Origin of the sequence: Flagellimonas marinaquae, from assembly GCF_003992675.1 — a bacterium.
Taxonomy (GTDB): domain Bacteria; phylum Bacteroidota; class Bacteroidia; order Flavobacteriales; family Flavobacteriaceae; genus Flagellimonas; species Flagellimonas marinaquae.
In genome coordinates this window covers 40,047-64,129 of the sequence record NZ_RZMZ01000007.1, presented here as the reverse complement: position 1 = coordinate 64,129, position 24,083 = coordinate 40,047, and the positions used below count along the sequence as shown (strand labels likewise).

Sequence of the window (24,083 nt, the reverse complement as noted above, 5' to 3'; positions counted from 1 at the left end):
CAAATTCATAAATCAATAAAATAGTGCTTTTCGCTTAGCGGAAAGACTACAAATCCTAGCCTGTATATGGAAGAAAAAATAGAAGATAAAGTAAAAGTGTTTATGGATGAGGTGATTTCCAGAAATGGACATGAGCCTGAATTCATACAAGCCGTGCAAGAGGTAGCCGAAACGGTAATACCTTACATTGTTCAGCACGACATTTATCATGGAAAAAACATCTTGTTGAGAATGGTGGAGCCAGAGCGATTGATTTCGTTCCGGGTGGCTTGGGTAGATGATAATGGCGAAATCCACGTAAACCGTGGCTACCGTATTCAAATGAACTCTGCCATTGGTCCGTACAAAGGCGGTCTGCGTTTTCACCCGACCGTAAATGCCAGCGTGCTTAAGTTTTTGGCCTTTGAGCAGGTATTCAAAAATAGTTTGACGACTCTTCCCATGGGAGGTGGTAAAGGAGGTTCCGATTTTGACCCAAAAGGCAAATCCGACGATGAGATCATGCGTTTTTGCCATGCATTTATGACGGAGCTTTGCCGACACATTGGGCCAAACACAGATATTCCCGCTGGGGATATTGGTGTGGGCGCGCGCGAAATTGGCTTCCTATTCGGAATGTACAAGAAAATCCGAAACGAGTTTACCGGGGTATTGACCGGTAAGGGTCTTTCATGGGGTGGTTCATTGATTCGTCCCGAGGCAACAGGCTACGGAACCGTATACTTTGCCGATAGCATGTTGAAAACCAAGAACGAAACCTTCGAAGGGAAGAAAGTTGTGATTTCTGGATCGGGTAATGTGGCCCAATATGCTGCTGAAAAAGTGTTGCATTTGGGAGGAACTGTTTTGACGCTTTCCGACTCTGGAGGTTATATCTACGACAAGGACGGTATTGACGAGGAAAAATTGGCTTTTGTGATGGACTTGAAAAACAACAAACGAGGACGTATCTCCGAGTATGTAGACAAATATCCATCTGCAGAATTCCATAAAGGGGAGACTCCATGGAAAGTGGCCTGTGATATTGCATTGCCTTGTGCCACCCAAAACGAGTTGGATGGGGATGATGCCAAAACCTTGATCAAAAATGGATGTATCGCAGTGGCCGAAGGTGCCAATATGCCTTCAACTCCTGAAGCCATACATGCGTTCCACGACGCAGAGATTTTGTTCGCACCTGGTAAGGCATCCAACGCTGGAGGTGTGGCCACTTCCGGATTGGAGATGAGCCAGAACTCGTTGCGTATCAGCTGGACGAGGGAAGAGGTGGACAAACGATTGAAAGGAATTATGTCCGACATCCATGATGCCTGCGTACAATACGGACAAGAGGAAAATGGATATTGCAATTATGTGAAAGGCGCCAATATAGCGGGCTTCGTGAAAGTTGCCGATGCCATGCTGGCTCAAGGCGTCATCTAAATATAGACCATCGCGAATGGTTTTTGGTTAGCAGTTACCAGAAGGAGTGGTTACATTTACACTTCTGGTAACTGCTTTTTTTATTGGCCCATGCAAATCACAACAAAAGCCATAGTGCTATCTACCCTAAAATATGGGGACACCAGTCTCATTGTTCGCGCATTCACACAATCGGACGGTGTGAAGTCATATTTGCTCAAAGGGGTGCTGGCTTCCAAAAAAGCAAAGATTCGAGCGGCTTATTTTATGCCTTTAACACAACTGGAAATTGTGGCCAATCACCGGAACAAGGGAAGCTTGGAGAGTTTACGCGATGTTAAGGTGGCCGTGCCGTACCGCACCTTACATACCGATGTCATCAAGAATAGTATAGTACTTTTTTTGGCCGAAATGTTGGGGAACAGCATCCAAGAGCAGGAACAGGACGAAGGTCTTTTCAACTACTTGGAATATGCCCTGCAATGGATGGACGCCCACGAGCTATCGCCCAATTTTCATATTCTCTTTTTGCTGAATCTTAGCAAGTATTTGGGCTTTTATCCAGATACATCTAATCAGAACTCGACGTTTTTCGACCTTTTGGAGGGCAGCTTCTGCGAAACCCCGTCGCTTAATCCCTTGATTCAGAATGAAAATTTGGAAAATTTCAAGAAGTTTTTAGGCACGAATTTTGATGCATTACAAGCAATACAACTAACTAAGTCAAACAGGCGGGAACTCTTGAAAACAATGATCCAATATTATCGTTTGCACGTGCATGGATTCCGCGAACCAAAGTCCCTCGCCGTATTAAATGCTGTTTTTTCGTAAAAATGCAATACCTAAAATCAACCTTAACCCTAATCCTGTTTTTTGCATCCTTAACAATTTTTGCCCAAGACGTTACTGTGTTGGACGCCGATAGTGGTGTTCCTGTGGACAATATTGCCATTTTCAATAAGGATCAGAGCAAATCGACCATAACCGATGTGGATGGAAAAGCTAACCTTGCCATTTTTGATTTAGATGAAAAAATTACCTTCAAGCATATCAGCTATCAGACGTACATTGCCACAAAGGCCCAAATAGAACGTCGGGGCTACCGTGTGTATTTAGATCTTAAAACCGAAGAACTTCAGGAGGTGGTCATGTCCATATCCAAGTGGGAACAGCAGAAAAAGGATATTCCGCAGAAAATTGAAACTTTTGATGCCAAAAGCATTGCTTTTACGGCCCCGCAAACCTCGGCTGACTTACTTCAAAACAGTGGAAAAATCTTTGTTCAGAAAAGTCAGTTGGGCGGAGGTAGCCCTATGATCAGGGGTTTTGCTACCAACCGCATTTTGCTTTCTGTGGACGGTGTTCGGATGAATAACGCCATTTTTAGGGGAGGAAATCTTCAAAATGTCATATCCATCGACCCATTTACCGTCAAAAAAACAGAAGTCACCTTTGGCCCTGGCTCTGTGATTTATGGTAGCGATGCCATTGGTGGCGTTATGAATTTTTACACTCAACAACCCCGTTTTTCTTTTACAGATAGTTTGGCGATCTCCGGAAATGTAAATTATCGTTATTCATCAGCCAATAACGAAAACACGGCCCATGTGGATTTCAATTTGGGTAAGGAGAAATGGGCTTCCTACACGAGTTTCACCTACAATAGTTTTGATGATTTGAAAATGGGCGAACATGGTCCCGAATCCTATTTGCGTCCCAATTTTGTGGTTCGACAGAATGGGACGGATGTCCTCGTCGCCAATGAGAACCCAAAGAAACAGGTCAGCTCGGGCTATGACCAAGTGAATTTCCTTCAAAAGTTTACCTACAGGCCCAATAGTGCCTGGAACTATGATTTGGGACTATATTATTCCGAAACCTCGGATTATGACAGATATGATAGATTGATACGGCCAAGTAGGGATGGGGAAGGCCTGCGCTCGGCGGAATGGTATTACGGCCCCCAAAAATGGTTCATGGGAAATTTTCAGATTACCCAAAAAGGAAAGAACAAGTTTTATGATGGCGTTAAACTGACGACGGCCTATCAATTTTTTGAAGAAAGCCGAAATGACAGGAGTTTTCAAGATCCAGAACTTTATTCAACAAAGGAAAAAGTGGATGCATTATCCGTAAACTTGGATTTCGAGAACAAAAAAATAGGAGCCCTCAATTTGTATTATGGCGCTGAATACGTCTTCAATAAAGTAAATTCCCAAGGAAACGTCCGCAATATAGAAACCAACGAGGTACAGGAAACCGCATCTAGATACCCAGACGGGTCCACTTGGCAGACCTTGGCCGGCTACGTGAACGGAGAATACCGTTTAAAACCCAATCTTTCCCTGTTATCCGGGATACGTTACAGTCAGGTTTGGGTCGATGCCACCTTCGATACCACATTTTACCCATTCCCTTTTGACAAGGCTGATATTGTTACAGGTGCCTTAACTGGAAGTTTGGGCATGAGTTGGTTCCCGCGTGAAGATTTACAGGTCACTTTGAATGGATCCACCGGTTTTAGGGCCCCGAACATTGATGATATTGGAAAAATTTTTGATTCCGAGCCTGGTTCCGTGGTAGTGCCCAACCCCAATTTAGAACCCGAATATGCCTACAATGGCGAGCTAGGGGTTCGAAAAAATTTCAATGATGTCTTGGTGCTTAAAGGAACTGCCTATTACACTTATTTGGTAGATGCCTTGGTACGAAGGGATTTTTCCTTTGGAGGTCAAACCGAAATCGAATACAACGGGGAGCCAAGCAATGTGCAGGCCATCCAAAACGCAGCCAAGGCCTATGTTTATGGTTTTGAATTCGGACTGGAAGCCTATTTTAACGAGTACTTATCGCTGGTTTCAAACCTTACGTTAACCGAAGGTGTCGAAGAGGATGATAGCGGCACCGATAGCCCCTCGCGACATGCCGCCCCTACCTTTGGGGATGTCCATTTGATCTGGGAAAACCAGAAGTTGAAAGCAGATGTTTTTGTCAATTATAATGGAGAGATTAGCAATGATGATTTAGCCCTGTCCGAACAGAGCAAAACATTCATTTACGCAAGCGATGTCAATGGAAATCCATTTTCCCCGTCCTGGTATACCTTAAATTTCAGGTTGCAATACCAAATTACCAATGCCTTGAAGGCTTCGGTAAGTTTGGAAAACATGACGAACCAGCGGTATCGGATGTATTCTTCGGGTATTGCCGCCCCGGGGACCAACTTGATCTTGGGGTTGGGGTACATTTTCTAAAAAATAAAGAGGTTGTCTAAAAAGCAGTTTACCTGTCAGTTCGAGCGCAGTCGAGAACTTAAGACACATTGATAATGAAAGGATTTCGACTGCCTGCCTGCCGCAGGCGGGCGCTCAACCTGACAAAGTTCAAATATTACCACTTTTTAGACACCCTCTTCTTTTTGGAGTTTTTCAAAAAAACTTAGATGCTATCAATGGCCTTTTTGGCGGCCTCTTTCATTTCTTCGCCGGCTTTTTCAGCGGCATCCATGGTTTCTTCACCTGCCTTTTTAAGGCTATCCAAGGCCTTTTCACCCATTTCTTTGGCATCTTTGCCCGCTTTTTCCATAGCGTCGGCCGCATCATCCGCAGCTTTTTCCAGGTCATCGCCGGCCTCCTCCAAGCTCTTGGCAGCTTCCTCGGAAGCCTTTTCGGCCTTGTCCTTGGTATCCTTACAAGAGGTCATCACTGACATCGATACGGTTAATGCCATGGCGGCAATCAATACTTTTTTCATGTTACTAATGGTTACGTGTTAATAGAAAGGGAATATAGCCAATTTAATGTAAAGCTGTGATTTGGTGCATATCATATTTAGGTTAAGGGAATTATGTGAATTCTAATGCCAAAAGGCAGGGCTTAATTCCACTTAAATTTATAATTTTGCAAACTTGAATTCTAGTAGAAGAAGCAGTATATGAAGTTTGCGGAATATAAGGGATTGGATTTACCAAAGGTATCGGAGAACATTCTTGACTTTTGGAAGGACAAAAAGATTTTTGAAAAGAGCGTTTCCACAAGGGAAGGCAAAGAAAGCTATGTGTTTTTCGAAGGCCCTCCATCCGCAAACGGAATGCCAGGGATTCACCACGTAATGGCACGTACCATAAAGGATATCTTCCCACGGTACAAAACCATGAAAGGATTTCAGGTAAAGCGAAAGGCTGGTTGGGATACCCATGGCCTTCCCGTGGAAATCGGTGTGGAAAAAGAGCTTGGCATCACCAAAGAAGATATCGGGACCAAAATATCCGTAGAGGAGTATAACGCTGCATGTAAAAAGGCGGTGATGCGGTATACAGATGTTTGGAACGAAATGACCGAAAAAGTGGGCTATTGGGTGGATATGGATGATCCTTATATTACCTACAAGCCCAAGTACATGGAATCCGTTTGGTGGCTGCTCAAACAGATTTACGACAAAGGACTTATTTATAAGGGCTACACTATTCAGCCCTATTCGCCCAAGGCGGGGACTGGGTTGAGTTCGCATGAGCTGAATCAACCTGGAACCTATCAGGATGTGACGGATACCACGGTGACCGCACAGTTCAAGGCCAAAACCGATTCGCTACCCGATTTCTTGAAGAAAGTTGATGGAGATATTTACTTTTTGGCCTGGACAACCACTCCGTGGACAATCCCATCAAATACCGCATTGACCGTAGGGCCAAAGATTGAGTATGTTTTGGTACGATCGTATAACCAATATACGTTTGAGCCGATCAATGTAGTGCTGGCCAAAAATCTGGTGAACTATAACTTTTCCGGAAAGTTTACCCAAGTGGAAACAGAAGAGGAGTTGAAATCGTTCCAAGAAGGAGACAAAAAGATTCCCTATTTGGTTGGAGAAACGTTTGCAGGCAAAGACTTGGTGGGCATTCAGTACGAACAATTGATTGACTACGTACAGCCCTACCAAAACCCAGAAAACGCATTTCGGGTGATTTCTGGGGATTTTGTAACTACGGAAGACGGTACGGGAATCGTGCATACTGCGCCCACTTTTGGTGCAGATGATGCCTTGGTAGCAAAACAGGCCACCCCAGAGGTCCCTCCCATGTTGGTCTTAGACGAAAACGGCAATCCCGTTCCCTTGGTAGACCTTCAAGGGAAGTTTAGACCAGAACTCAAGGAATTTGGTGGCAAATATGTAAAGAACGAATACTACGAAGATGGCCAAGCGCCCGAAAAGTCTATCGATGTTGAGATTGCCATCAAACTAAAAACCGAAAACAAGGCCTTTAAGGTCGAGAAATACGTACACAGCTATCCCAATTGTTGGCGTACGGACAAGCCTATATTGTATTATCCCTTGAACTCATGGTTCATTAAGGTAACCGATGTTAAGGACCGTATGTTTGAGTTGAACCAATCCATCAACTGGAAGCCAAAATCCACTGGTGAAGGCCGTTTTGGCAATTGGTTGGCCAATGCTAACGATTGGAACCTTTCCCGTTCCAGATATTGGGGTATTCCACTACCCATCTGGAGAACAGAGGATGGCAAGGAGGAATTGATTGTTGGTTCCGTGGAAGAGTTGAAGTCAGAAATGGCAAAAGCTGTAGAAGCTGGAGTGATGGACAAGGATGTGTTCGAGGATTTTGTGGTAGGCGATATGAGCGAGGAAAACTACGATAAAATTGATCTTCACAAGAATATTGTGGACGGTATCACTTTGGTGTCGCCATCGGGGCAACCCATGAAGCGTGAGGCCGACCTTATCGACGTTTGGTTCGATAGTGGTTCCATGCCCTACGCTCAATGGCACTATCCTTTCGAAAATAGGGAGCTTATTGATGATGGAGTGGCATTCCCGGCCAATTTTATCGCCGAAGGAGTGGACCAGACCCGTGGTTGGTTCTATACATTGCATGCGATCGGGACCATGGTTTTTGATAGCATCGCATACAAAAATGTGGTTTCCAACGGGCTTGTACTGGATAAAGAGGGCAAAAAGATGTCCAAACGTTTGGGTAACGCGGTGGACCCATTCGAGGTATTACCAGAACACGGTCCAGATGCCACACGCTGGTACATGATTTCCAATGCCAATCCTTGGGACAACCTCAAGTTTGATATAGAAGGCGTAGTGGAGGTAAAGCGAAAGTTCTTCGGAACCCTTTACAATACCTACTCGTTTATGGCGCTTTATGCCAATATTGACGAGTTTGATTATTCCGAAGCCGATATTCCACTAAAAGAGAGGCCAGAGATCGATCAATGGATCTTGTCCGAGCTCCATACCTTGATCAATAATGTGGATGAGGCGTATGGCGATTATGAGGCAACTCGGGCCGCCAGAATGATTTCTGATTATGTTCAGGAAAACCTCAGTAACTGGTATGTTCGATTGAGCAGAAGACGTTTCTGGAAAGGCGATTATCAAAAAGATAAGATTTCGGCCTATCAAACGCTTTACACCTGTTTGACGACCGTTGCGAAACTGTCTGCTCCCATTGCTCCTTTCTTCATGGACCAATTGTACCGCGATTTGGATGCAACCACCCAAAAAGAAGGTTATGAGAGCGTGCATTTGGCAGAATTCCCTGTGTTTGACGCCAGTATGGTGAACAAGGATTTGGAACGCAAGATGCAATTGGCTCAAAAAATCTCTTCCTTGGTGCTTTCCATCCGTCAAAAGGAAAAGATAAAAGTGCGTCAACCGCTTCAAAAAATCATGATTCCTGTTCTTGATGAGGAGCAGCGAAGGGATATTGAAGCCGTTTCCAATTTGGTGAAATCGGAAGTGAACGTGAAAGAGATTGAGATGTTGGACGATGCTTCGGGAGTGCTGGTGAAGCAGATAAAACCCAACTTTAAGGTATTGGGCCCCAAATTTGGTAAGGATATGAAAGCGATTGCTGCCCAAGTATCAACTTTGGGCCAAGAGGATATCCAAAAAATGGAGCGTGAGGGAGAATTAATGCTACAATTGGAAAATAAAACCGTTAATTTACAGTTAACCGATGTAGAGATAAATTCCCAGGATATTGAAGGTTGGTTGGTGGCCAGCTCAGGCCCTTTGACCGTAGCGTTGGACGTAACCATCGACGAAACCTTGAAAAAAGAGGGCATTGCCAGGGAATTGGTCAACCGAATCCAGAACCTGAGAAAGGAATCAGGGTTCGAGGTAACCGATAAAATTGACATTAAGATATTGAAAGACGGCCTAGTGGAAAACGCGGTTTCCAGTAATGTGGACTACATCAAAACGGAAACCCTGACCGCCGAGCTCAACTTTGAGGAAAATCTTGAAGAAGGTGTAGCGATCGCCTTTGATGAGGTGAACACAAAATTGTTTATTCAAAAACATTAAGAAAATGGCAGAAGAAGCAAAAGTTAGATACTCCGACAAGGACCTTGCCGAATTCAGGGTCTTGATCGAGGAAAAAATGGAGAAGGCCAAAAAGCATTTGGAGCTCTTGAAAAGTTCTTACATGAACGATGGCAATAATGGTACCGATGATACCTCGCCTACCTTTAAGGCATTTGAAGAGGGTTCCGAAACCATGAGCAAGGAAGCGAATACCCAATTGGCCATCCGCCAGGAAAAGTTTATCCGAGACCTTAAAAATGCCTTGTTGCGTATCGAGAACAAGACCTATGGTATCTGCAGGATTACCGGAAAGCTCATCAACAAGGAGCGCTTGAAGCTAGTGCCACATGCCACATTGAGCATCGAGGCGAAGAATATGCAGAAATAATCCAAACGCCTACGGGCGTTTTTCTATATGAGGGCGTTGTTGTTTTTGATGGTTTTTTTTGCGCTCGTGACCGTTCACGCGCAAAAGTTGGTGAGAAAAGCGTATATCGGTCCCAGAACAGAAACCATACAAATTGATGCCCAGTATTGCTATCGTATTAATCTGAAGACCATCGATTCCGATGAGGTGCAAGTCTCTGCAAGCATGGAAGGGGAGTATGCCAAAGATTTGCTTATTTCTATTGAACAAAGTGGCACCACGGCCATGATCAGTGCTGATTTCCAACCCCTTTTTATCAACCCAAATGACAAGCTGAGTGCACACAAAGTGGTTTCCATTGCTTTGGAGGTATGGGTCCCAGCCTATAAAAGCGTTGATGTGTTCGGGACCAATACCAATTTGTACGCCTCGGGGGCATACAGCAAATTGGACGTAACACTCTCCGATGGGCGATGTACTTTGGAAGATATCTCCGAATCTGTTCAAGTAACCACTCAAAACGGGGATATATTACTGTCCACATCTAGTGGGGATATTCTCGCGGAAAGTGTATACGGCAAGGTAAGCAAGGAGTCGATACCGTCTGGCGATAATCAATTTGTGCTGAAGACGATAGAAGGGGACATCATCCTCAAGAAAACAAAATAATATCCATATTTTTGCAATCCTTTTTAGTACAAGCATGAACCTGAAAAAGTCCCTTCTCATTATTATTCTGATCCTTTTGGTGGACCAGATCAGCAAAATCTATATCAAGACCAGTTTTGTTTTAGGCGAAGCCCATGAAGTGTTCAGTTGGTTCAAAATACTGTTTATTGAAAATGAAGGGGCAGCCTGGGGCACCAAATTGAGCGATCTATTGCCTATTTCCGAGCGGGTAGGGAAACTGGTTCTGACCATTTTCCGAATCTTTGCTGTTTTTGGAATTGGCTATTGGTTGTGGGATATCATTAAAAAGCAATCGCCCCGAACATTGATTTTGGCCGTTTCCCTCATTTTTGCCGGTGCGGTGGGTAACATTATTGATTCGGTTTTCTACGGGATTATTTTTGATCACAGCAACGGACAGGTAGCGACCCTGTTTGCTGAAAAGCCTTATGGAAGCCTTTTTCATGGTAAAGTAGTCGATATGCTTTACTTTCCTTTAGTCGATACAACTTGGCCGGACTGGGTGCCCTCACTAGGAGGGAGACGTTTCCGGTTTTTTGAGCCTGTTTTCAATATTGCTGATACGGCCATAAGTACCGGGGTCGGTATTTTGATTGTTTTTAATAAAAAGGCGTTTCCTAAGCAGGAGGAAAAAAGGGAAGATTCTGGTGATCAAAACGTGTAAGTGCGTTCAGGGGTCACACAATAATCCAATTTCACATCGTTTTCATGTACGTCCGTAATGGGCTCCTGTTCCGCATCGAACAAGGAAAGTCCAATTTTGATGGTCTCTTTACGACATTTTCCCAAAAATCCGTCATAAAACCCTTTACCGTATCCCACTCGGTTACCCAATGTGTCAAAAGCCATTAATGGGACAAAAACCACATCGATTTTATTTTCTGGGACCTCAATGCCCTCCACGGGTTCGGGAACGCCCCAAGCACTTTTCTTCAATGAGGTGGTATCGGTAAGTAAATAGTTGGCCATGGCCGTTTTGCCAATCACTTTAGGGACCACAACGTTCTTGTCTTTTCCTTGTAAGAGGGTAATCAAGGGTAGTGTGTCCACCTCTTTCTTTTCTTCGATGCTGAGAAATATGTGGTAATAAAAAAAATCCCAGATAGGGATTTGAAGTATATTGTTAGCCAGAACTAAACTTAAATCGTAAGAGTGCTCCGCTGTAAGTTCTGTTCTAAGACGAATGTATTTTTTTCTAAGCTCACTTTTCAACATAAAAATGCTGAAGAATTTGGGGTTTTCGGGGGTACTGCATAATTATTCTCCCTTGGTAGCAACGGAGAAGAAGATTTTGAAGAAAAGCATCAAAATCAAGTACATTCCCAAAACGATGATATAGTTTTCCATAGGATTGTATTTATATGGTTAAATGTAAGTAAAACAATTGAAAAATTTACCATGAAATGCAGTTTTTATCGATGAAATGCACTTTTTTTAGCAACAGTTTAACAGATTGTTCCCTTAGCTTAACATGGAATTATAGGTTTTCCATAGTTTTTTTAGGGAAAAACCCTAGTTTTTTGTTTGAGGGAATATATGGGTTAACCTATTGGTTTTATGGAGTTTTGGGCCATCCGTCAGATCAGAATGTGCAAATATGAACTCAAAACAGGAATTGATCAAGTTTAACAATTATCACTGCAATTAAAATATAACTTTGTTAAAACGTCAAAAAAAGCACATTTTACGGAACTCCTATGTCCAAATCGGCATCCTTACAAGTTCAATTAAGCGCCCTTCCCGATAATCCAGGCGTGTATCAGTTTTATGATGCCGATGGAAAGATATTGTATGTGGGGAAGGCCAAAAATTTGAAGAAGAGGGTATCCTCTTACTTCAACAAAAAACAGGACTATGGGAAAACCCGGGTGCTCGTCAAAAAAATCCGTTCCATAAAACATATTGTGGTGCCCACCGAGTCGGATGCGTTGTTGTTGGAGAACAACCTGATCAAAAAACTGTTGCCCCGCTACAACGTGCTGCTCAAGGACGATAAGTCCTACCCTTGGATATGTATCAAAAACGAACGGTTTCCCCGCGTCTTTTCCACACGCAAGCTCATCAAGGACGGCTCGGAATATTATGGCCCGTACACGAGCATGAAAACGGTACGTACCCTCTTGGACTTGGTGAAGAGCCTTTACCCGCTGCGCACCTGTAACTACGACCTGTCAGAAGAAAAAATAGAAGCTGGGAAATATAAGGTATGCCTGGATTATCATTTGGGGAATTGCGCAGGACCATGTGAAGGTTTTCAGAGTGAGAAAGACTATCACGATCAAATCGAGGCCATTCGGCAAATCATAAAAGGAAATTTTAAAAGCTCCATTCAAACCTTCAAGCAGCAAATGAAGGCATTTGCAGAGGAGATGGAGTTCGAGAAGGCACAACGGGTCAAGGACAAAATCGATGTACTGGAAAACTATCAGGCCAAATCTACCGTGGTGAATCCGAAGATTAATAACGTGGATGTGTTTTCGATTATTTCTGACAAGACCCATGCCTACATCAACTTTTTGCAGATTTCCCATGGGGCCATAGTTCGCTCACATACCCTTGAAATCAAAAAGAAACTGGAAGAAACGGATGAGGAATTACTCCAGTTGGCCATCACGGAAATCCGCCAGCGATTCAAATCCCAATCCAAAGAGGTGTATTTGCCGTTTGCCGTTACTGTCGAGGAAGACCTTAAGATTACACTTCCAAAGTTGGGCGATAAACGCCGCATTCTCGATCTGTCGGAGCGCAATGCCAGATATTACCGGCAGGATAGATTGAAACAGATTAAGATTACGGATCCCGATAGGCATACGAATCGGATCATGCAGCAGATGAAAGCAGATCTGCGATTGTCCGAGGAACCTCGACACATTGAATGCTTTGACAACTCCAACATCCAAGGAAGCAATCCCGTCGCGGCATGCGTGGTTTTTAAAGATGGCAAGCCCTCCAAAAAGGATTATCGCCATTTTAATATCAAAACTGTGGAAGGTCCGGACGATTTTGCCAGTATGGAAGAAGTGGTTTTCCGACGGTACAAGCGATTGCTCAACGAAGAAGAGCCTCTACCGCAACTTATAGTAATCGATGGGGGCAAAGGGCAATTGTCATCCGCGCTGAAGAGTTTGGAGGTTTTGGGGCTGAGGGGAAAGATTGCCATCATTGGAATTGCGAAGCGATTGGAGGAGATTTATTTTCCGGACGACCCTGTTCCCTTATATTTGGACAAGAGGTCGGAATCCCTCAAAATAATCCAACAGCTCCGTAACGAAGCGCACCGATTCGGAATAACCCATCACCGAAACAAACGGAGCAAGGGTGCGATCGGTTCCGAATTGGTAAATATTGAGGGAGTTGGCGAAAAAACAGCGGAGCAACTGCTTAAGAGCTTTAAATCGGTCAAACGGATTAAAGAGGCCTCAATTGAAAAATTGACCGAGAGCGTTGGCGCATCCAAGGCAAAAAAAATCTATAAAACATTTCATCCATAAATTATGCGGAACAAGGCCATTTATCTATCTATATTTTTTGCCTTCCTCTGCGGGGCGGTTTGGGCACAGGAACCCTTAGAAAGCAAACCACCCAAGGTGGGGCTTGTTTTAAGTGGTGGAGGCGCTAAAGGTCTTGCCCATATTGGAGTGTTAAAAGTTATCGAGGAAGCAGGAATCAAGGTGGATTACATTGGCGGCACCAGTATGGGAGCCATTGTCGGGGCTCTTTATGCTTCTGGATATTCCGCAGCACAGCTGGACTCCATTTTTAGAAGCACGGATTTTACGGATTTGATTCAAGATAACGTGCCACGGAGCGCCAAGACCTTTTACGAGAAAGAAGATTCCGAACGATATGCACTGTCCTTGCCTTTCGAAAACTTCAAGGTTTCCTTTCCCCAGGCCATTTCTGGTGGCCAGAACATTTATAATTTATTGGTCCAATTGCTTTACCACGTAAAGGATGTGGAGGATTTCAAAAAGTTGCCTACCCCATTTGTGTGCATAGCCACCAACGTAGAGACCGGAGAGGAGGTTTTATTGGACAACGGATATCTTCCTGAGGCCATTGTGGCCAGCGGAACCTTTCCTTCCCTTTTTGAACCTGCAGAAATCGACGGTCAAATATTGATCGATGGTGGGGTGGTGAACAATTATCCCATAGGTCAGGTGAGGGAGATGGGTGCCGATTTAATCATTGGGGTGGATGTGCAACACGATTTGGTCACTAGGGAATCGCTTTCCTCTGCAACCGAAATTTTGTTGCAGATCAATAATTACCGAACCGTGAATGACATGAAAAAGAAATCGAAACAAACCGATGTCTATATCCGTCCAGAGATTGATGAGTTTTCGGTAATCGATTTTGAAAAGGGCAACCAAATCGTGAAGAACGGAGAGGCCGCTGCCAGACAAAAGCTAGATGAGCTCAAACAAATTGCGGAAAGCCAAAAGGGTTCACCAGCACCTAGAAAAACCATAAAAATGGTGGATAGCTTAACCATAAACCGGATGATTATTGAAGGTAACGAGCAATATACTCGAGGCTATATCAAAGGAAAATTGCGATTTAATCTTGCTGAAAAAATTTCCTTCGATGACCTGCGACAAGGAATCAATAACCTTTCTGCCACAGGAAACTTTATGGCCATTCGGTACGACCTCATTTCTAACGGTCTGGGCACGGACCTCATTTTGAAACTCAAGGAAGATCCGACCAAAATGTTTATCAAAATGTCGGCACACTACGATGATCTGTACAAAAGTGCTGCTTTGATCAATCTTACCAAAAAGAATTTCTTGATGAAGGATGATGTGGCCTCTTTTGATTTCATTCTTGGGGACCACATTCGGTACAACATGCAATATTATTTGGACAAAGGATTCTACTGGAGCTTTGGCATAAATTCCACCTTAACGGATTTTGATGCCGAAACCGATTTTTCATTGATCCAAGGTAATTTTGATGTGCCCAACGACCCCAGCATCCAAAGGATTAATATTGATGTTACCGACCTTACCAACCAAGTATACCTTCAAACTTTTATAAAAGAAGAATTTGCCTTTACCATTGGTGCGGAACACAAGTTTTTGAATTATAGCACGAGGACATTGGGACAATTGGAGGAGAACGCAGAGTTGGGAATGAACTCCACGGGTAATCGGCGGACCAATTTTGAAAACTCCAACTACTTTAGTGCTTACTCCCAAATAAAGCTGGATACCTACGACGACAAATATTTTCCGACCAAGGGACTTCTGTTTGATGGAGATTTCCATTTTTATGCATTTTCCTCCGATTACAATGATAATTTCTCGGAATTTGCCGTGGCGAAAGGTGAGTTTGGAGGGGTTTTTTCCCCTTTGCATAATTTGAGCGTTACCTTGGAGGCCGATACGGGTTTCAAACTGGGAACATCTCAAGTGGCTTCCTTTGATTTTGTGTTAGGGGGTTTCGGGAACGATTTTGTGAACAATTTTATGCCCTTTTTTGGATATGATTTCCTGAGTTTGCCCGGCAATAGTTATATCAAGGGATTGGGCCGGTTGGATTACCGTTTTGCTCCCAAGCACCATGCCTTGTTCACGGCCAATTACGCAAATGTAGCGGACGACCTTTTCCGTACGGGGGACTGGTTTGAAGAACCTAGTTTTTCCGGATATGGAATCGGATATGGGTTTGAATCCTTTTTGGGTCCCATACAAGTGTTTTATTCATGGTCTCCCGAAATTGATTCGAGCAATGTTTTCTTTAGTGTGGGGTATTGGTTTTAGTGAAAATCATGTGATCGAACAGCCCGGTTTTCTTAATAATTTGTCAAAAAAACAACCAAAACCAATCAATATCTTAGGGGTTTAGTTAAAGTCCGTTAAAATCACTTTTTTCTGAAAAAGCTTGCCGTATCTTTGACCCACATAAGGGGTGGTTCCCTTATAACTTTAAGTATTGGTTTTTCATAATTTAAAGTTTGGTTGGTTATTTAGGAAAAGCCCAGTCTCGAGACTGGGCTTTTTTTTGTTTATACTATTTTGGAATAAGTTTTGTTTAAGTATATGTGAACAGCGTGGCCCCTTAACGTGATTTTACTAATTTTATGACCATGAAATTGCATTTGAAAAAGACTATTATCGCCCTACTCCTGCTTGTAATGGCCCTTCCCATAGTGGGACAGAGTTCACAGCCAGCTTTTAAACCAGGGGAGTGGTTAAAATTTAGGATACACTATGGTATTCTAAATGCAAGCTATGCTACCATGCACCTCACCTCTGAGGAGCTCAACGGCGTTCCGGTGTACCACGTGGTGGGCAGGGGTAAAACCACTGGATTTGCCAGTATCTTTTTTAAGGTGGATGACACCTATGAAAGTTATTTTGGCAAGGAACACGGTAAGCCTTACAAATTCATCAGAAAAATTGATGAAGGAGGATATACCAAGGATATTGAAATAGAATTTGATTATGACAAGAGAAAAGCTCTTTTGATCGATAACAAAAACGGAACGCGGCAGGATTTTAAAATACATGATCAAATCCAAGATCTGATTTCCGCTTCTTACTATTTAAGGAGCAACTATAACCTAGAAGAGTTTGAAGAAGGAGAGGCCATTGACTTGGATATGCTCTTTGATGATGACGGCGTATTCAGGTTCCAATTGAAATATTTGGGAAAAGAAATCATCCGTACCAAGTTTGGCAAGGTGGAATGTCTTAAATTTAGGCCGTTGGTTCAATCCGGTCGGGTTTTTAAGGAAAAGGAGAGTCTTACGCTTTGGGTTTCCAACGATTGGAACAAAATTCCCATTAGAATAAAGGCCGATTTGGCAGTAGGGTCCCTAAAGGCCGATTTGGATGGCTATAATGGACTGAAGAACCAGTTTAAAATAATAATGGATTAGTTCGATATTCATGGACAAGGATGCAAAAATCGCTTCCCAAATCAATAAGTTAGAGGAAAAGTACAAGAACTCGGGCCAGGACCTGAGCTCCTATCTCGATGGGTTGTTGTACGAAAGATACCTCACGTATTGGGATTACATCCATCTGGATACCCTGCTCAGCCTTCAGGTACCACGAACGCATTTCCCCGATGAAGAAATCTTCATCATGTACCACCAGATTACCGAATTGTACTTTAAGCTCATCCTTCACGAAGAAAAACAGATTGTAGAGGATAAATCTCAGGATGTAGCTTTTTTTATAGAAAAGGTCCGAAGAATCAATAGTTATTTTAAGGCGTTGATTTCTTCGTTCAGCATCATGATCAAAGGAATGGAGCGCGAGCAGTTCCTCCGTTACCGGATGGCATTGCTCCCGGCGAGCGGATTCCAGTCAGCACAATATCGAATGATCGAATTCTACGCCACACCCTTGGAGCTTATGGTCCACCCCTCTGAGCGTGATTCATTTTCATCGGAAAACAGCATCGAAGAACTTTTTGAGCATGTGTATTGGAAAAAGGGCGCTACGGATTTGGAAACAGGCGAAAAGACCCTCACCTTGAAACAGTTTGAGGTGCGATACACCCCACGACTGTTGCGAATAGCCAATCAGGTGAAGAACAGTACAGTATACCATAAATATTTACAACTTCCCGATGCATCCCGATGCAATGAAGAGCTGATTTCAGCGTTAAAACAATTAGATCTGAATGCCAACGTGAATTGGCCACTAATGCACATGGGTTCGGCGCATCGGTATTTGGCAAGGGAAGGCAAGGATGTAGAGGCAACCGGGGGCACCAATTGGAAGGACTATTTGCCGCCCAGTTTCCAGAAAATAATTTTTTTTCCAACTTTGCATTCCAAAGAAGAGTTGGATACTTGGGGAAAACAATGGGTAGACCATGTGTTTAACCCAGCAAAAAAAGAATACAAGGAATAGAAGAGAAATGCGGAGAATTATTGGGGCAATTGTGGTGCTGACTGTGTTGGCATCATGCAAACAAACTAGAGAGCCAGTTGAAGAAGTGGCAAAGGTGGAAGTGATTGAAAAGCTTCCAAAACTGCACTACGGTTTTAATCTGGATGAGTTCAATGTAGTTCACGATACTGTGCGAAATGGTGACAGTTTTGGCGAACTCATGCTCAAAAACAAAGTGGACTACCCCAAAATCGCAGCTATTTCCGAAAAGTACAGGGACACTTTCGATGTTCGAAAAATCATGGTAGGCAAGCCCTATCTCATTCTAAAATCCAAAGACACTTCCGAAGTGGCAGAGGTTTTTATCTATCAAAACGATAAGATAAACTATACCGTAGTGGACCTACGCGATAGTGCGGTCGCCTACAAGAACAAAAGAAAGGTCACGTTGCGCGAGCGCGAGGTAGGCGGAGTCATCAATAGTAGCTTATCCGAAGCCATGGACAATTTGGGCGTAGATTATGGCGTGACCATTGGGTTATCCGAAATATATGCCTGGACCATCGACTTCTTCCGACTGGAAAAAGGGGATAAGTTCAAGGTGGTCTTTGATGAACGTTACATCAACGACACCGTGTATGCAGGTCGAGGCCCCATAAAAGCAGCCCTATTTGAGCACAAGGGAAGAACGATCTATGCATTTCCCTACGTGGCCGACAGCGTGAACAACATTTTGGATTATTTTGATCAAGATGCCAATAATTTAAGGAGCACCTTTTTAAGGGCCCCTATCAAATTTGGATATAGATTGTCCTCACGCTACAATCTCAAGAGACGTATTGCGTACTATGGTTACAAGGTAAGACCTCACAAAGGAACAGATTATGCCGCTCCTGTAGGTACGCCCATTGTAGCAACCGCTGATGGAACCGTAACAGAATCTACCCGAAGGGGCGGAAACGGGAAGTATGTGAAAATAAAGCATAACAGTATTTACAGCACACAGTATCTCCACATGAAAGCCCAAAAAGTTAAAAGAGGTGATTTCGTGCGCCAAGGCGATGTAATCGGATGGGTTGGTATGACGGGCAATACCGGTGGCCCCCATGTTTGTTATCGTTTTTGGAAAAATGGTAGGCAAGTAGACCCTTTAAGGGAAAAATTACCAGAAGCCGAACCCATTGCGGATTCCCTACGAACCGATTATATGGCGCATATTGCACCGTTAAAAGAACAATTGGACTGCATAGAATTTGTGGACCCAAGCCCAGCTGAACCTGAAGAAACCTTAATATCGTACACCCAGTAATGGCACTACCTGCAATTGACCCCACTACCACCAAAGCCTGGAAAAAGCTTCAACAACATTATCAAGAAACAAAAAACGTACACTTAAGGGAACTCTTTTCAAAAGGAGAAGGTCGAGGACAAAAGTTTTCGATCCAATGGAACGATTTCTTGGTGGACTATTCAAAGAATAGAATTACCGAAGAAACCTTGGAGTTGTTGCTACAGCTTGCCAATGTGGCAGGTTTGCCAAGAGCCATTTATAGTTATTTCGGTGGGGAGCTTATCAACCAGACCGAAGGCAGGGCAGTATTGCATACAGCCCTACGCGCCAAAAAAGGCGAGGAGGTACTTGTGGACGGCGCCAATATTGTGGATGAGGTTTTTGAGGTAAAGGAAAAAATCAAGGTCTTCTCCGAGGCGGTCATTTCTGGAGAACGCAAAGGACATACGGGAAAAGCCTTTACCGATATTGTGAACATTGGCATTGGGGGGTCAGATCTAGGTCCGGTAATGGTCACCGAGGCCTTAAAGTATTATCAAAATGACTTAAAAACCCATTTTGTGAGCAATGTGGACGGAGATTTGGTTCACGAAGTGCTAAAAGAGCTCAATCCGGAAACAACCCTTTTTATCATTGTTTCCAAATCCTTTACGACGCAGGAAACACTGAGCAATGCTTTGACCATTAAAAAATGGTTTCTCAAAAATGCCTCGGAAAAAGATGTGGCCGATCATTTTGTGGCGGTATCCACCAATCTGGAAAAAATCAAGGAATTTGGTATTGCCGATGACAATGTCTTTCCCATGTGGGATTGGGTTGGAGGCAGATTTTCCCTGTGGAGTGCGGTTGGACTTTCAATTGCCTTATCTGTAGGTTATGAAAACTTTGAAGCCCTTTTGGATGGAGCCCACGAAATGGATGTACATTTTAAAGAGGCCCCTTTCCAAGATAACATACCTGTGCTACTGGGATTGATCAGTGTTTGGTACAATAACTTTTATGGCGCCGAAACTGAGGCCATTATTCCATATACGCAATACCTGCACCGTTTTTCAGCCTACTTGCAGCAAGGGATTATGGAGAGCAATGGAAAGAGCATGGACAGAAATGGAAATCGGGTGGGTTATGAAACCGGCACCATTATCTGGGGCGAACCCGGTACCAATTCACAGCACGCATTTTTCCAACTGATCCACCAAGGGACCAAATTGATCCCAACGGACTTTATTGGATACAAAAAATCGTTGCACGGGGATGTGGATCATCATAATAAGTTGATGGCCAACTATTTTGCCCAGACTGAGGCGCTGATGAACGGGAAAACCGCCGAAGAGGTACGGAAAGAACTGGAATCATCTGGGGTATCAGGTGAAGATTTGGAGAGATTGCTTCCCTTCAAAATTTTTGAAGGCAACAAGCCAACCAACTCCATTTTGATTGAAAAATTGACTCCGAAAAGTCTAGGTGCTTTGATTGCCCTTTACGAACACAAAATATTCGTTCAAGGGGTAATCTGGAATATTTTTAGCTACGACCAATGGGGAGTGGAATTGGGCAAGGAATTGGCCAAAAATATTTTATCGGACATCGAGAATTCAGAAATTGGCAAACACGATAGCTCAACAATGCACCTTTTGCACCATTTTAAGAAGTAAATTGCCATTTTTTCAAATTCTTTCAGGACATCTAAGCAATTGTCTGCCAGACATCTCGGATTGTTAATTTAGTGTTAAGTATTTTTGCATGATTTTAACTTTGGCTTAATCGCAGTGTGTCAAAAATGGATCACATTTGCAGCGCTAATTAAACACTTAAACACTGAATTAAATGAAAAGAATCTACTTGGCTATTGCGGCTGTTCTTGTTTCCGCGATGGCGTTTGCACAAGGTGTTACCACCTCGAGTATGCAGGGTACAGTTTCGGATCAATCGGGGGAACCCCTTTTTGGTGCGAATATTGTCGCGACCCACACCCCTTCCGGGACGGTTTATGGAGCCATTTCCAACGAAGAGGGAAGATTTTACCTACCCAACCTTAGGGTTGGTGGTCCTTACAAGGTTGTTGTATCTTACGTAGGTTTTCAGGAGAGAACCTTTGAAGGAATCAATCTTGGATTGGGACAAAGCTTTAACCTAAAGGCAACTTTGTCTGAAGGTATGGAATTGGAGGAAGTGGTCTTGACTTCTCAGAGAGGCGAGATTATCGATCCTGATAGAACAGGTGCTTCCATTAACCTTTCCAGAGAGAAAATCGATGCACTTCCAACCATTAGCAGGAGTATCAACGATTTTACAAGGTTGACACCACAGTCCAACGGAACTTCTTTCGCTGGTACTTCCAGTAGGTTCAACAACTACACAATCGACGGAAACATTTATAACAATAACTTCGGACTAGGTTCAGGTCAGTTTGCTGGTTCCAACCCTATTTCTTTGGATGCGATTGAAGAAGTACAGGTAAACCTTGCTCCATTTGATGTTCGTTTGGCTGGTTTTACGGGAGCTTCCGTAAATGCGGTTACAAAATCCGGTACCAACGAGTTTAAAGGTACCGCTTATTACTATCTGAGAAACGATCAAATGCAAGGTAACAAATTGCGTGACATCGAATTGAACAGAGGTGATGCCCAAAACGACATTAAAGGTGTAAGTCTTGGAGGTCCGATTATTAAGGACAAACTTTTCTTCTTTGTAAGTTATGAAGAAGAGAGTGAGGCCGTTCCTGGCTTTACAAGACAAGCTTCCAGACCAGGTTTGGCTCCTGATGGATTGACCATTTCTCGAGTTCCTGCTTCGGATTTGGATTTCGTGCGCGAAAGCATGTTAAACCTTTATGGTTACCAAACAGGGCCTTACGAAAACTATCCTTTTGCTTCAGAACAAACAAGGTTCAATGCCAGGTTGGATTTCAACTTGAACCAGAACAACAAGTTCTCTTTGCGATACAACAGGTACGAATCCTCTGAGGATGTCCGTATCAACGGTAACTCTAACCGTTTCTTGCCTACACGTTATAGAAACACTAGCAGACAAGGTATCGAAGCCATGACTTTTGCCAATGCCAACTATACCAACGATCGATTGGTAGAGTCATTGGTAGGTGAATGGAACGCCAAGGTAGCGGACAATATGTCCAACCAGTTGAACATTGGTTATACCGCGATTAGCGATCCAAAAAGGGGTATTCCAGGTGGTCAAGCCTTCCCGTTCATAGAAGTGTTGGAGCCGGATAGCTCAGGAAACCTTTTGTACTACACTGCTTTGGGTAACGAATTGTTTACTGTAGGAAACTTGTTGGAGAACAACGTATTCAACGTAACAGATAACTTTTCTATCTACTCAGGAAAGCACACCTATACTATTGGTGCCAACTTGGAGTTGATGAGCTTTAAGAATGCCTTTAACCCGGTGTTCAACGGATTTTATAGATTTACAAGCTACGACAGTTTCGTAGAAACTGTAATCAACCAGACACCAGGAGCCTATCCTGATGCCTTTGCCAAGAGTTTTGCTTTGGATGGATCTACAACTCCTCCAGTAGATGAAACTAACTTCGGTCAGTTTGGTGTATACTTCCAAGATGAGTACCAAGTAAACGACAACTTCAAGATTACTGGTGGATTGCGAATCGATTTCCCTTTCTATTCTACAGATATTCCAAGAAACACCCTTTTGGATGACTTGAACAAAACCTTTACCGACGGCAATGGAGACCAGTTTACACCTGACGTGAGCCAATTCCCTAAAGTTAGACCGCTGTGGTCACCAAGGGTTGGTTTCAACTGGGACGTTAAAGGAGAAGGTAAAACCCAAGTACGTGGTGGTACAGGTATCTTCTCAGGCCGTATTCCATTCGTATGGTTGAGCAACCAGGTGAACGGATCTGGAGTGGTGCGTGGTGGACTTGGTTTTGAAGGAGATGAAGTTGTTGATTTCCTAGGGCCTAACTACGTTTTCAATCCAGATGTAACTTTTGGTAATCCAGCTAATCCAAGTCAAACACTTTCCAATGAGTTGAACTTGACCGATAGGGATTTTAAACTTCCACAAGTTTGGAGAACCAACATTGGTGTAGACCAGAAATTACCATGGGGCGTTACAGCAACTTTGGATTTCATCTACTCCAAAGATGTATCCACCCCAATCGTGTACAACCCTGTGCTTAGAGACCCTGATGGTACTTTGGCCGGACCAGACCAAAGACCTTACTGGGATGGAGGATACTCTAATGATGAGGATTTCAGAAACGTATTCTTGTTGACGAATGCTGAAGAAAAACCAGATTATTATTCCTTTACTGCCCAGTTGCAGAAGCAGTTCGATAACGGATTCTACGCTATGATTGCCTACACGGCATCAAGAGCAAGGGATTTGGATGCGGCAGGAGGATCTCAAGCAGGTTCTTTGTGGACAGCAACTGTTCAGGAAGATAGAAATAATCCAAGATTAGGTTTCGCTTCCTTTGATCAACCGAACCGTTTTATCGCTAATTTGAACTACCAGACCGATAAGACCACCATTGGTTTATTCTGGCAAGGTGGTGAAAACGGTAGATTCAGCTACACCTATTCCGGTAACTTTGGTGATAACTCCAATAGATTGATCTACATTCCAAATGATGCTTCGGAGTTGAACTTTGAGGAGTACACTTCTGATGGAGTCTTGATCACTGAGCAAGCTCAGATCAATGCATTGAACAACTACATCGCCCAAGACGAGTATTTGAGCGAGAACCGAGGACAAGTGGCCGAAAGGAATGGTGCCAAATTGCCATGGGTAAACCGATATGATTTGAGGATAACCCAAGACATCCACTTGACCAAGGATGCCAAAAACAAGATCCAACTTTCTATGGACTTCTTGAACATTGGTAACATGTTCAACTCGGATTGGGGTGTGCCACAATTTGCATTCCAGAACAACTTGTTGAACTATAGAGGAAGAAACGGCAACAATGAGCCTATCTATAGATTGAACACCATTTCAGGTACTTCAGAATTGCCAAGAGAAAGCTTTAGGCCTTCTACAAGCTTGGCGGATACTTGGAGACTCCAAGTGGGTATCAGATATTTGTTCAACTAATCAGTTTTTAATTAGTTGAAAAAGCCCTTCGCAACCGCGAAGGGCTTTTTTTATCTCCAAAATTCCG

General features: G+C 43.4%; 16 protein-coding genes. 14 read left to right on the top strand and 2 right to left on the bottom strand.

Annotated features, from left to right (window positions below):
* Positions 1–66: 66 nt before the first annotated feature.
* From gdhA to EO130_RS03765, 3 genes are all read left to right on the top strand, one after another.
* Positions 67–1,422, top strand: a complete 1,356-nt coding sequence (gene gdhA, locus EO130_RS03775) for an NADP-specific glutamate dehydrogenase (protein ID WP_241244293.1) — start codon at positions 67–69, stop codon at positions 1,420–1,422.
* A gap of 90 nt (positions 1,423–1,512) precedes the next feature.
* The gene (gene recO / locus EO130_RS03770; protein ID WP_127140193.1) at positions 1,513–2,232 is read left to right on the top strand and encodes a DNA repair protein RecO; all 720 of its coding nucleotides are present in this window, start codon (positions 1,513–1,515) and stop codon (positions 2,230–2,232) included.
* A gap of 2 nt (positions 2,233–2,234) precedes the next feature.
* Positions 2,235–4,655: a TonB-dependent receptor gene (locus EO130_RS03765; RefSeq protein ID WP_127140192.1), complete on the top strand. Its 2,421-nt coding sequence runs from the start codon at positions 2,235–2,237 to the stop codon at positions 4,653–4,655.
* 184 nt (positions 4,656–4,839) lie between these two features.
* Here EO130_RS03765 and EO130_RS15535 read toward each other — a convergent pair whose 3' ends face one another.
* Complete coding sequence (locus EO130_RS15535) at positions 4,840–5,154, bottom strand: hypothetical protein (RefSeq protein ID WP_206513125.1); 315 nt, start codon at positions 5,152–5,154, stop codon at positions 4,840–4,842.
* A gap of 180 nt (positions 5,155–5,334) precedes the next feature.
* Here EO130_RS15535 and ileS point away from each other — a divergent pair, with 180 nt between their 5' ends.
* The 4 genes from ileS to EO130_RS03740 all read left to right on the top strand — a co-directional run bounded on the left by ileS (position 5,335) and on the right by EO130_RS03740 (position 10,457).
* Complete coding sequence (ileS, locus tag EO130_RS03755) at positions 5,335–8,736, top strand: isoleucine--tRNA ligase (protein WP_127140191.1); 3,402 nt, start codon at positions 5,335–5,337, stop codon at positions 8,734–8,736.
* A gap of 4 nt (positions 8,737–8,740) precedes the next feature.
* Positions 8,741–9,124 carry a TraR/DksA family transcriptional regulator gene (locus EO130_RS03750; RefSeq protein ID WP_127140190.1) on the top strand — a complete coding sequence of 128 codons (384 nt, stop codon included), beginning with the start codon at positions 8,741–8,743 and terminating at the stop codon, positions 9,122–9,124.
* Positions 9,125–9,214: 90 nt separating this feature from the next.
* The gene (locus tag EO130_RS03745) at positions 9,215–9,772 is read left to right on the top strand and encodes a DUF4097 family beta strand repeat-containing protein (protein WP_241244292.1); all 558 of its coding nucleotides are present in this window, start codon (positions 9,215–9,217) and stop codon (positions 9,770–9,772) included.
* A gap of 34 nt (positions 9,773–9,806) precedes the next feature.
* Positions 9,807–10,457, top strand: coding sequence for a lipoprotein signal peptidase (locus tag EO130_RS03740; protein WP_127140188.1), 651 nt, complete (start codon positions 9,807–9,809; stop codon positions 10,455–10,457).
* Here EO130_RS03740 and EO130_RS03735 read toward each other — a convergent pair.
* On the bottom strand, positions 10,445–11,008 hold the full coding sequence (locus tag EO130_RS03735) for a 5-formyltetrahydrofolate cyclo-ligase (RefSeq protein WP_127140187.1): 564 nt from the start codon (positions 11,006–11,008) through the stop codon (positions 10,445–10,447). The genes EO130_RS03740 and EO130_RS03735 overlap by 13 nt on opposite strands.
* 482 nt (positions 11,009–11,490) lie before the next feature.
* Between EO130_RS03735 and uvrC the strand changes: the two genes are divergently transcribed.
* The 7 genes from uvrC (at position 11,491) to EO130_RS03700 (ending at position 24,016) form a co-directional block, all read left to right on the top strand.
* Positions 11,491–13,284: an excinuclease ABC subunit UvrC gene (uvrC, locus tag EO130_RS03730; RefSeq protein ID WP_127140186.1), complete on the top strand. Its 1,794-nt coding sequence runs from the start codon at positions 11,491–11,493 to the stop codon at positions 13,282–13,284.
* 3 nt (positions 13,285–13,287) lie between these two features.
* The gene (locus EO130_RS03725) at positions 13,288–15,558 is read left to right on the top strand and encodes a patatin-like phospholipase family protein (protein WP_127140185.1); all 2,271 of its coding nucleotides are present in this window, start codon (positions 13,288–13,290) and stop codon (positions 15,556–15,558) included.
* A 326-nt stretch (positions 15,559–15,884) separates the two neighbouring features.
* Positions 15,885–16,679, top strand: coding sequence for a DUF3108 domain-containing protein (locus EO130_RS03720; protein ID WP_127140184.1), 795 nt, complete (start codon positions 15,885–15,887; stop codon positions 16,677–16,679).
* Between the two features lie 10 nt (positions 16,680–16,689).
* Entirely contained in the window at positions 16,690–17,664 is a 975-nt protein-coding gene (locus tag EO130_RS03715; protein ID WP_127140183.1) for a tryptophan 2,3-dioxygenase family protein, read from the top strand.
* Positions 17,665–17,671: 7 nt separating this feature from the next.
* Positions 17,672–18,952, top strand: a complete 1,281-nt coding sequence (locus EO130_RS03710) for a M23 family metallopeptidase (RefSeq protein WP_127140182.1) — start codon at positions 17,672–17,674, stop codon at positions 18,950–18,952.
* Entirely contained in the window at positions 18,952–20,589 is a 1,638-nt protein-coding gene (pgi, locus tag EO130_RS03705) for a glucose-6-phosphate isomerase (protein ID WP_127140181.1), read from the top strand. The genes EO130_RS03710 and pgi overlap by 1 nt, the downstream gene beginning before the upstream one ends.
* Positions 20,590–20,761: 172 nt before the next feature.
* On the top strand, positions 20,762–24,016 hold the full coding sequence (locus EO130_RS03700; protein WP_127140180.1) for a TonB-dependent receptor: 3,255 nt from the start codon (positions 20,762–20,764) through the stop codon (positions 24,014–24,016).
* The last annotated feature ends 67 nt before the right edge of the window (positions 24,017–24,083 follow it).

What these genes read in the sequence shown, in the direction of transcription:
- EO130_RS03710 (WP_127140182.1), top strand. Translation starts at nt 17,672, where the DNA reads ATGCGGAGAATTATTGGGGCAATTGTGGTGCTGACTGTGTTGGCATCA.
- EO130_RS03700 (WP_127140180.1), top strand. Translation starts at nt 20,762, where the DNA reads ATGAAAAGAATCTACTTGGCTATTGCGGCTGTTCTTGTTTCCGCGATG.
- EO130_RS03740 (WP_127140188.1), top strand. Translation starts at nt 9,807, where the DNA reads ATGAACCTGAAAAAGTCCCTTCTCATTATTATTCTGATCCTTTTGGTG.
- recO (WP_127140193.1), top strand. Translation starts at nt 1,513, where the DNA reads ATGCAAATCACAACAAAAGCCATAGTGCTATCTACCCTAAAATATGGG.
- pgi (WP_127140181.1), top strand. Translation starts at nt 18,952, where the DNA reads ATGGCACTACCTGCAATTGACCCCACTACCACCAAAGCCTGGAAAAAG.
- uvrC (WP_127140186.1), top strand. Translation starts at nt 11,491, where the DNA reads ATGTCCAAATCGGCATCCTTACAAGTTCAATTAAGCGCCCTTCCCGAT.
- EO130_RS15535 (WP_206513125.1), bottom strand. Translation starts at nt 5,154, where the DNA reads ATGAAAAAAGTATTGATTGCCGCCATGGCATTAACCGTATCGATGTCA.
- EO130_RS03725 (WP_127140185.1), top strand. Translation starts at nt 13,288, where the DNA reads ATGCGGAACAAGGCCATTTATCTATCTATATTTTTTGCCTTCCTCTGC.
- EO130_RS03750 (WP_127140190.1), top strand. Translation starts at nt 8,741, where the DNA reads ATGGCAGAAGAAGCAAAAGTTAGATACTCCGACAAGGACCTTGCCGAA.
- gdhA (WP_241244293.1), top strand. Translation starts at nt 67, where the DNA reads ATGGAAGAAAAAATAGAAGATAAAGTAAAAGTGTTTATGGATGAGGTG.
- EO130_RS03735 (WP_127140187.1), bottom strand. Translation starts at nt 11,008, where the DNA reads ATGTTGAAAAGTGAGCTTAGAAAAAAATACATTCGTCTTAGAACAGAA.
- EO130_RS03720 (WP_127140184.1), top strand. Translation starts at nt 15,885, where the DNA reads ATGAAATTGCATTTGAAAAAGACTATTATCGCCCTACTCCTGCTTGTA.
- EO130_RS03765 (WP_127140192.1), top strand. Translation starts at nt 2,235, where the DNA reads ATGCAATACCTAAAATCAACCTTAACCCTAATCCTGTTTTTTGCATCC.
- EO130_RS03715 (WP_127140183.1), top strand. Translation starts at nt 16,690, where the DNA reads ATGGACAAGGATGCAAAAATCGCTTCCCAAATCAATAAGTTAGAGGAA.
- ileS (WP_127140191.1), top strand. Translation starts at nt 5,335, where the DNA reads ATGAAGTTTGCGGAATATAAGGGATTGGATTTACCAAAGGTATCGGAG.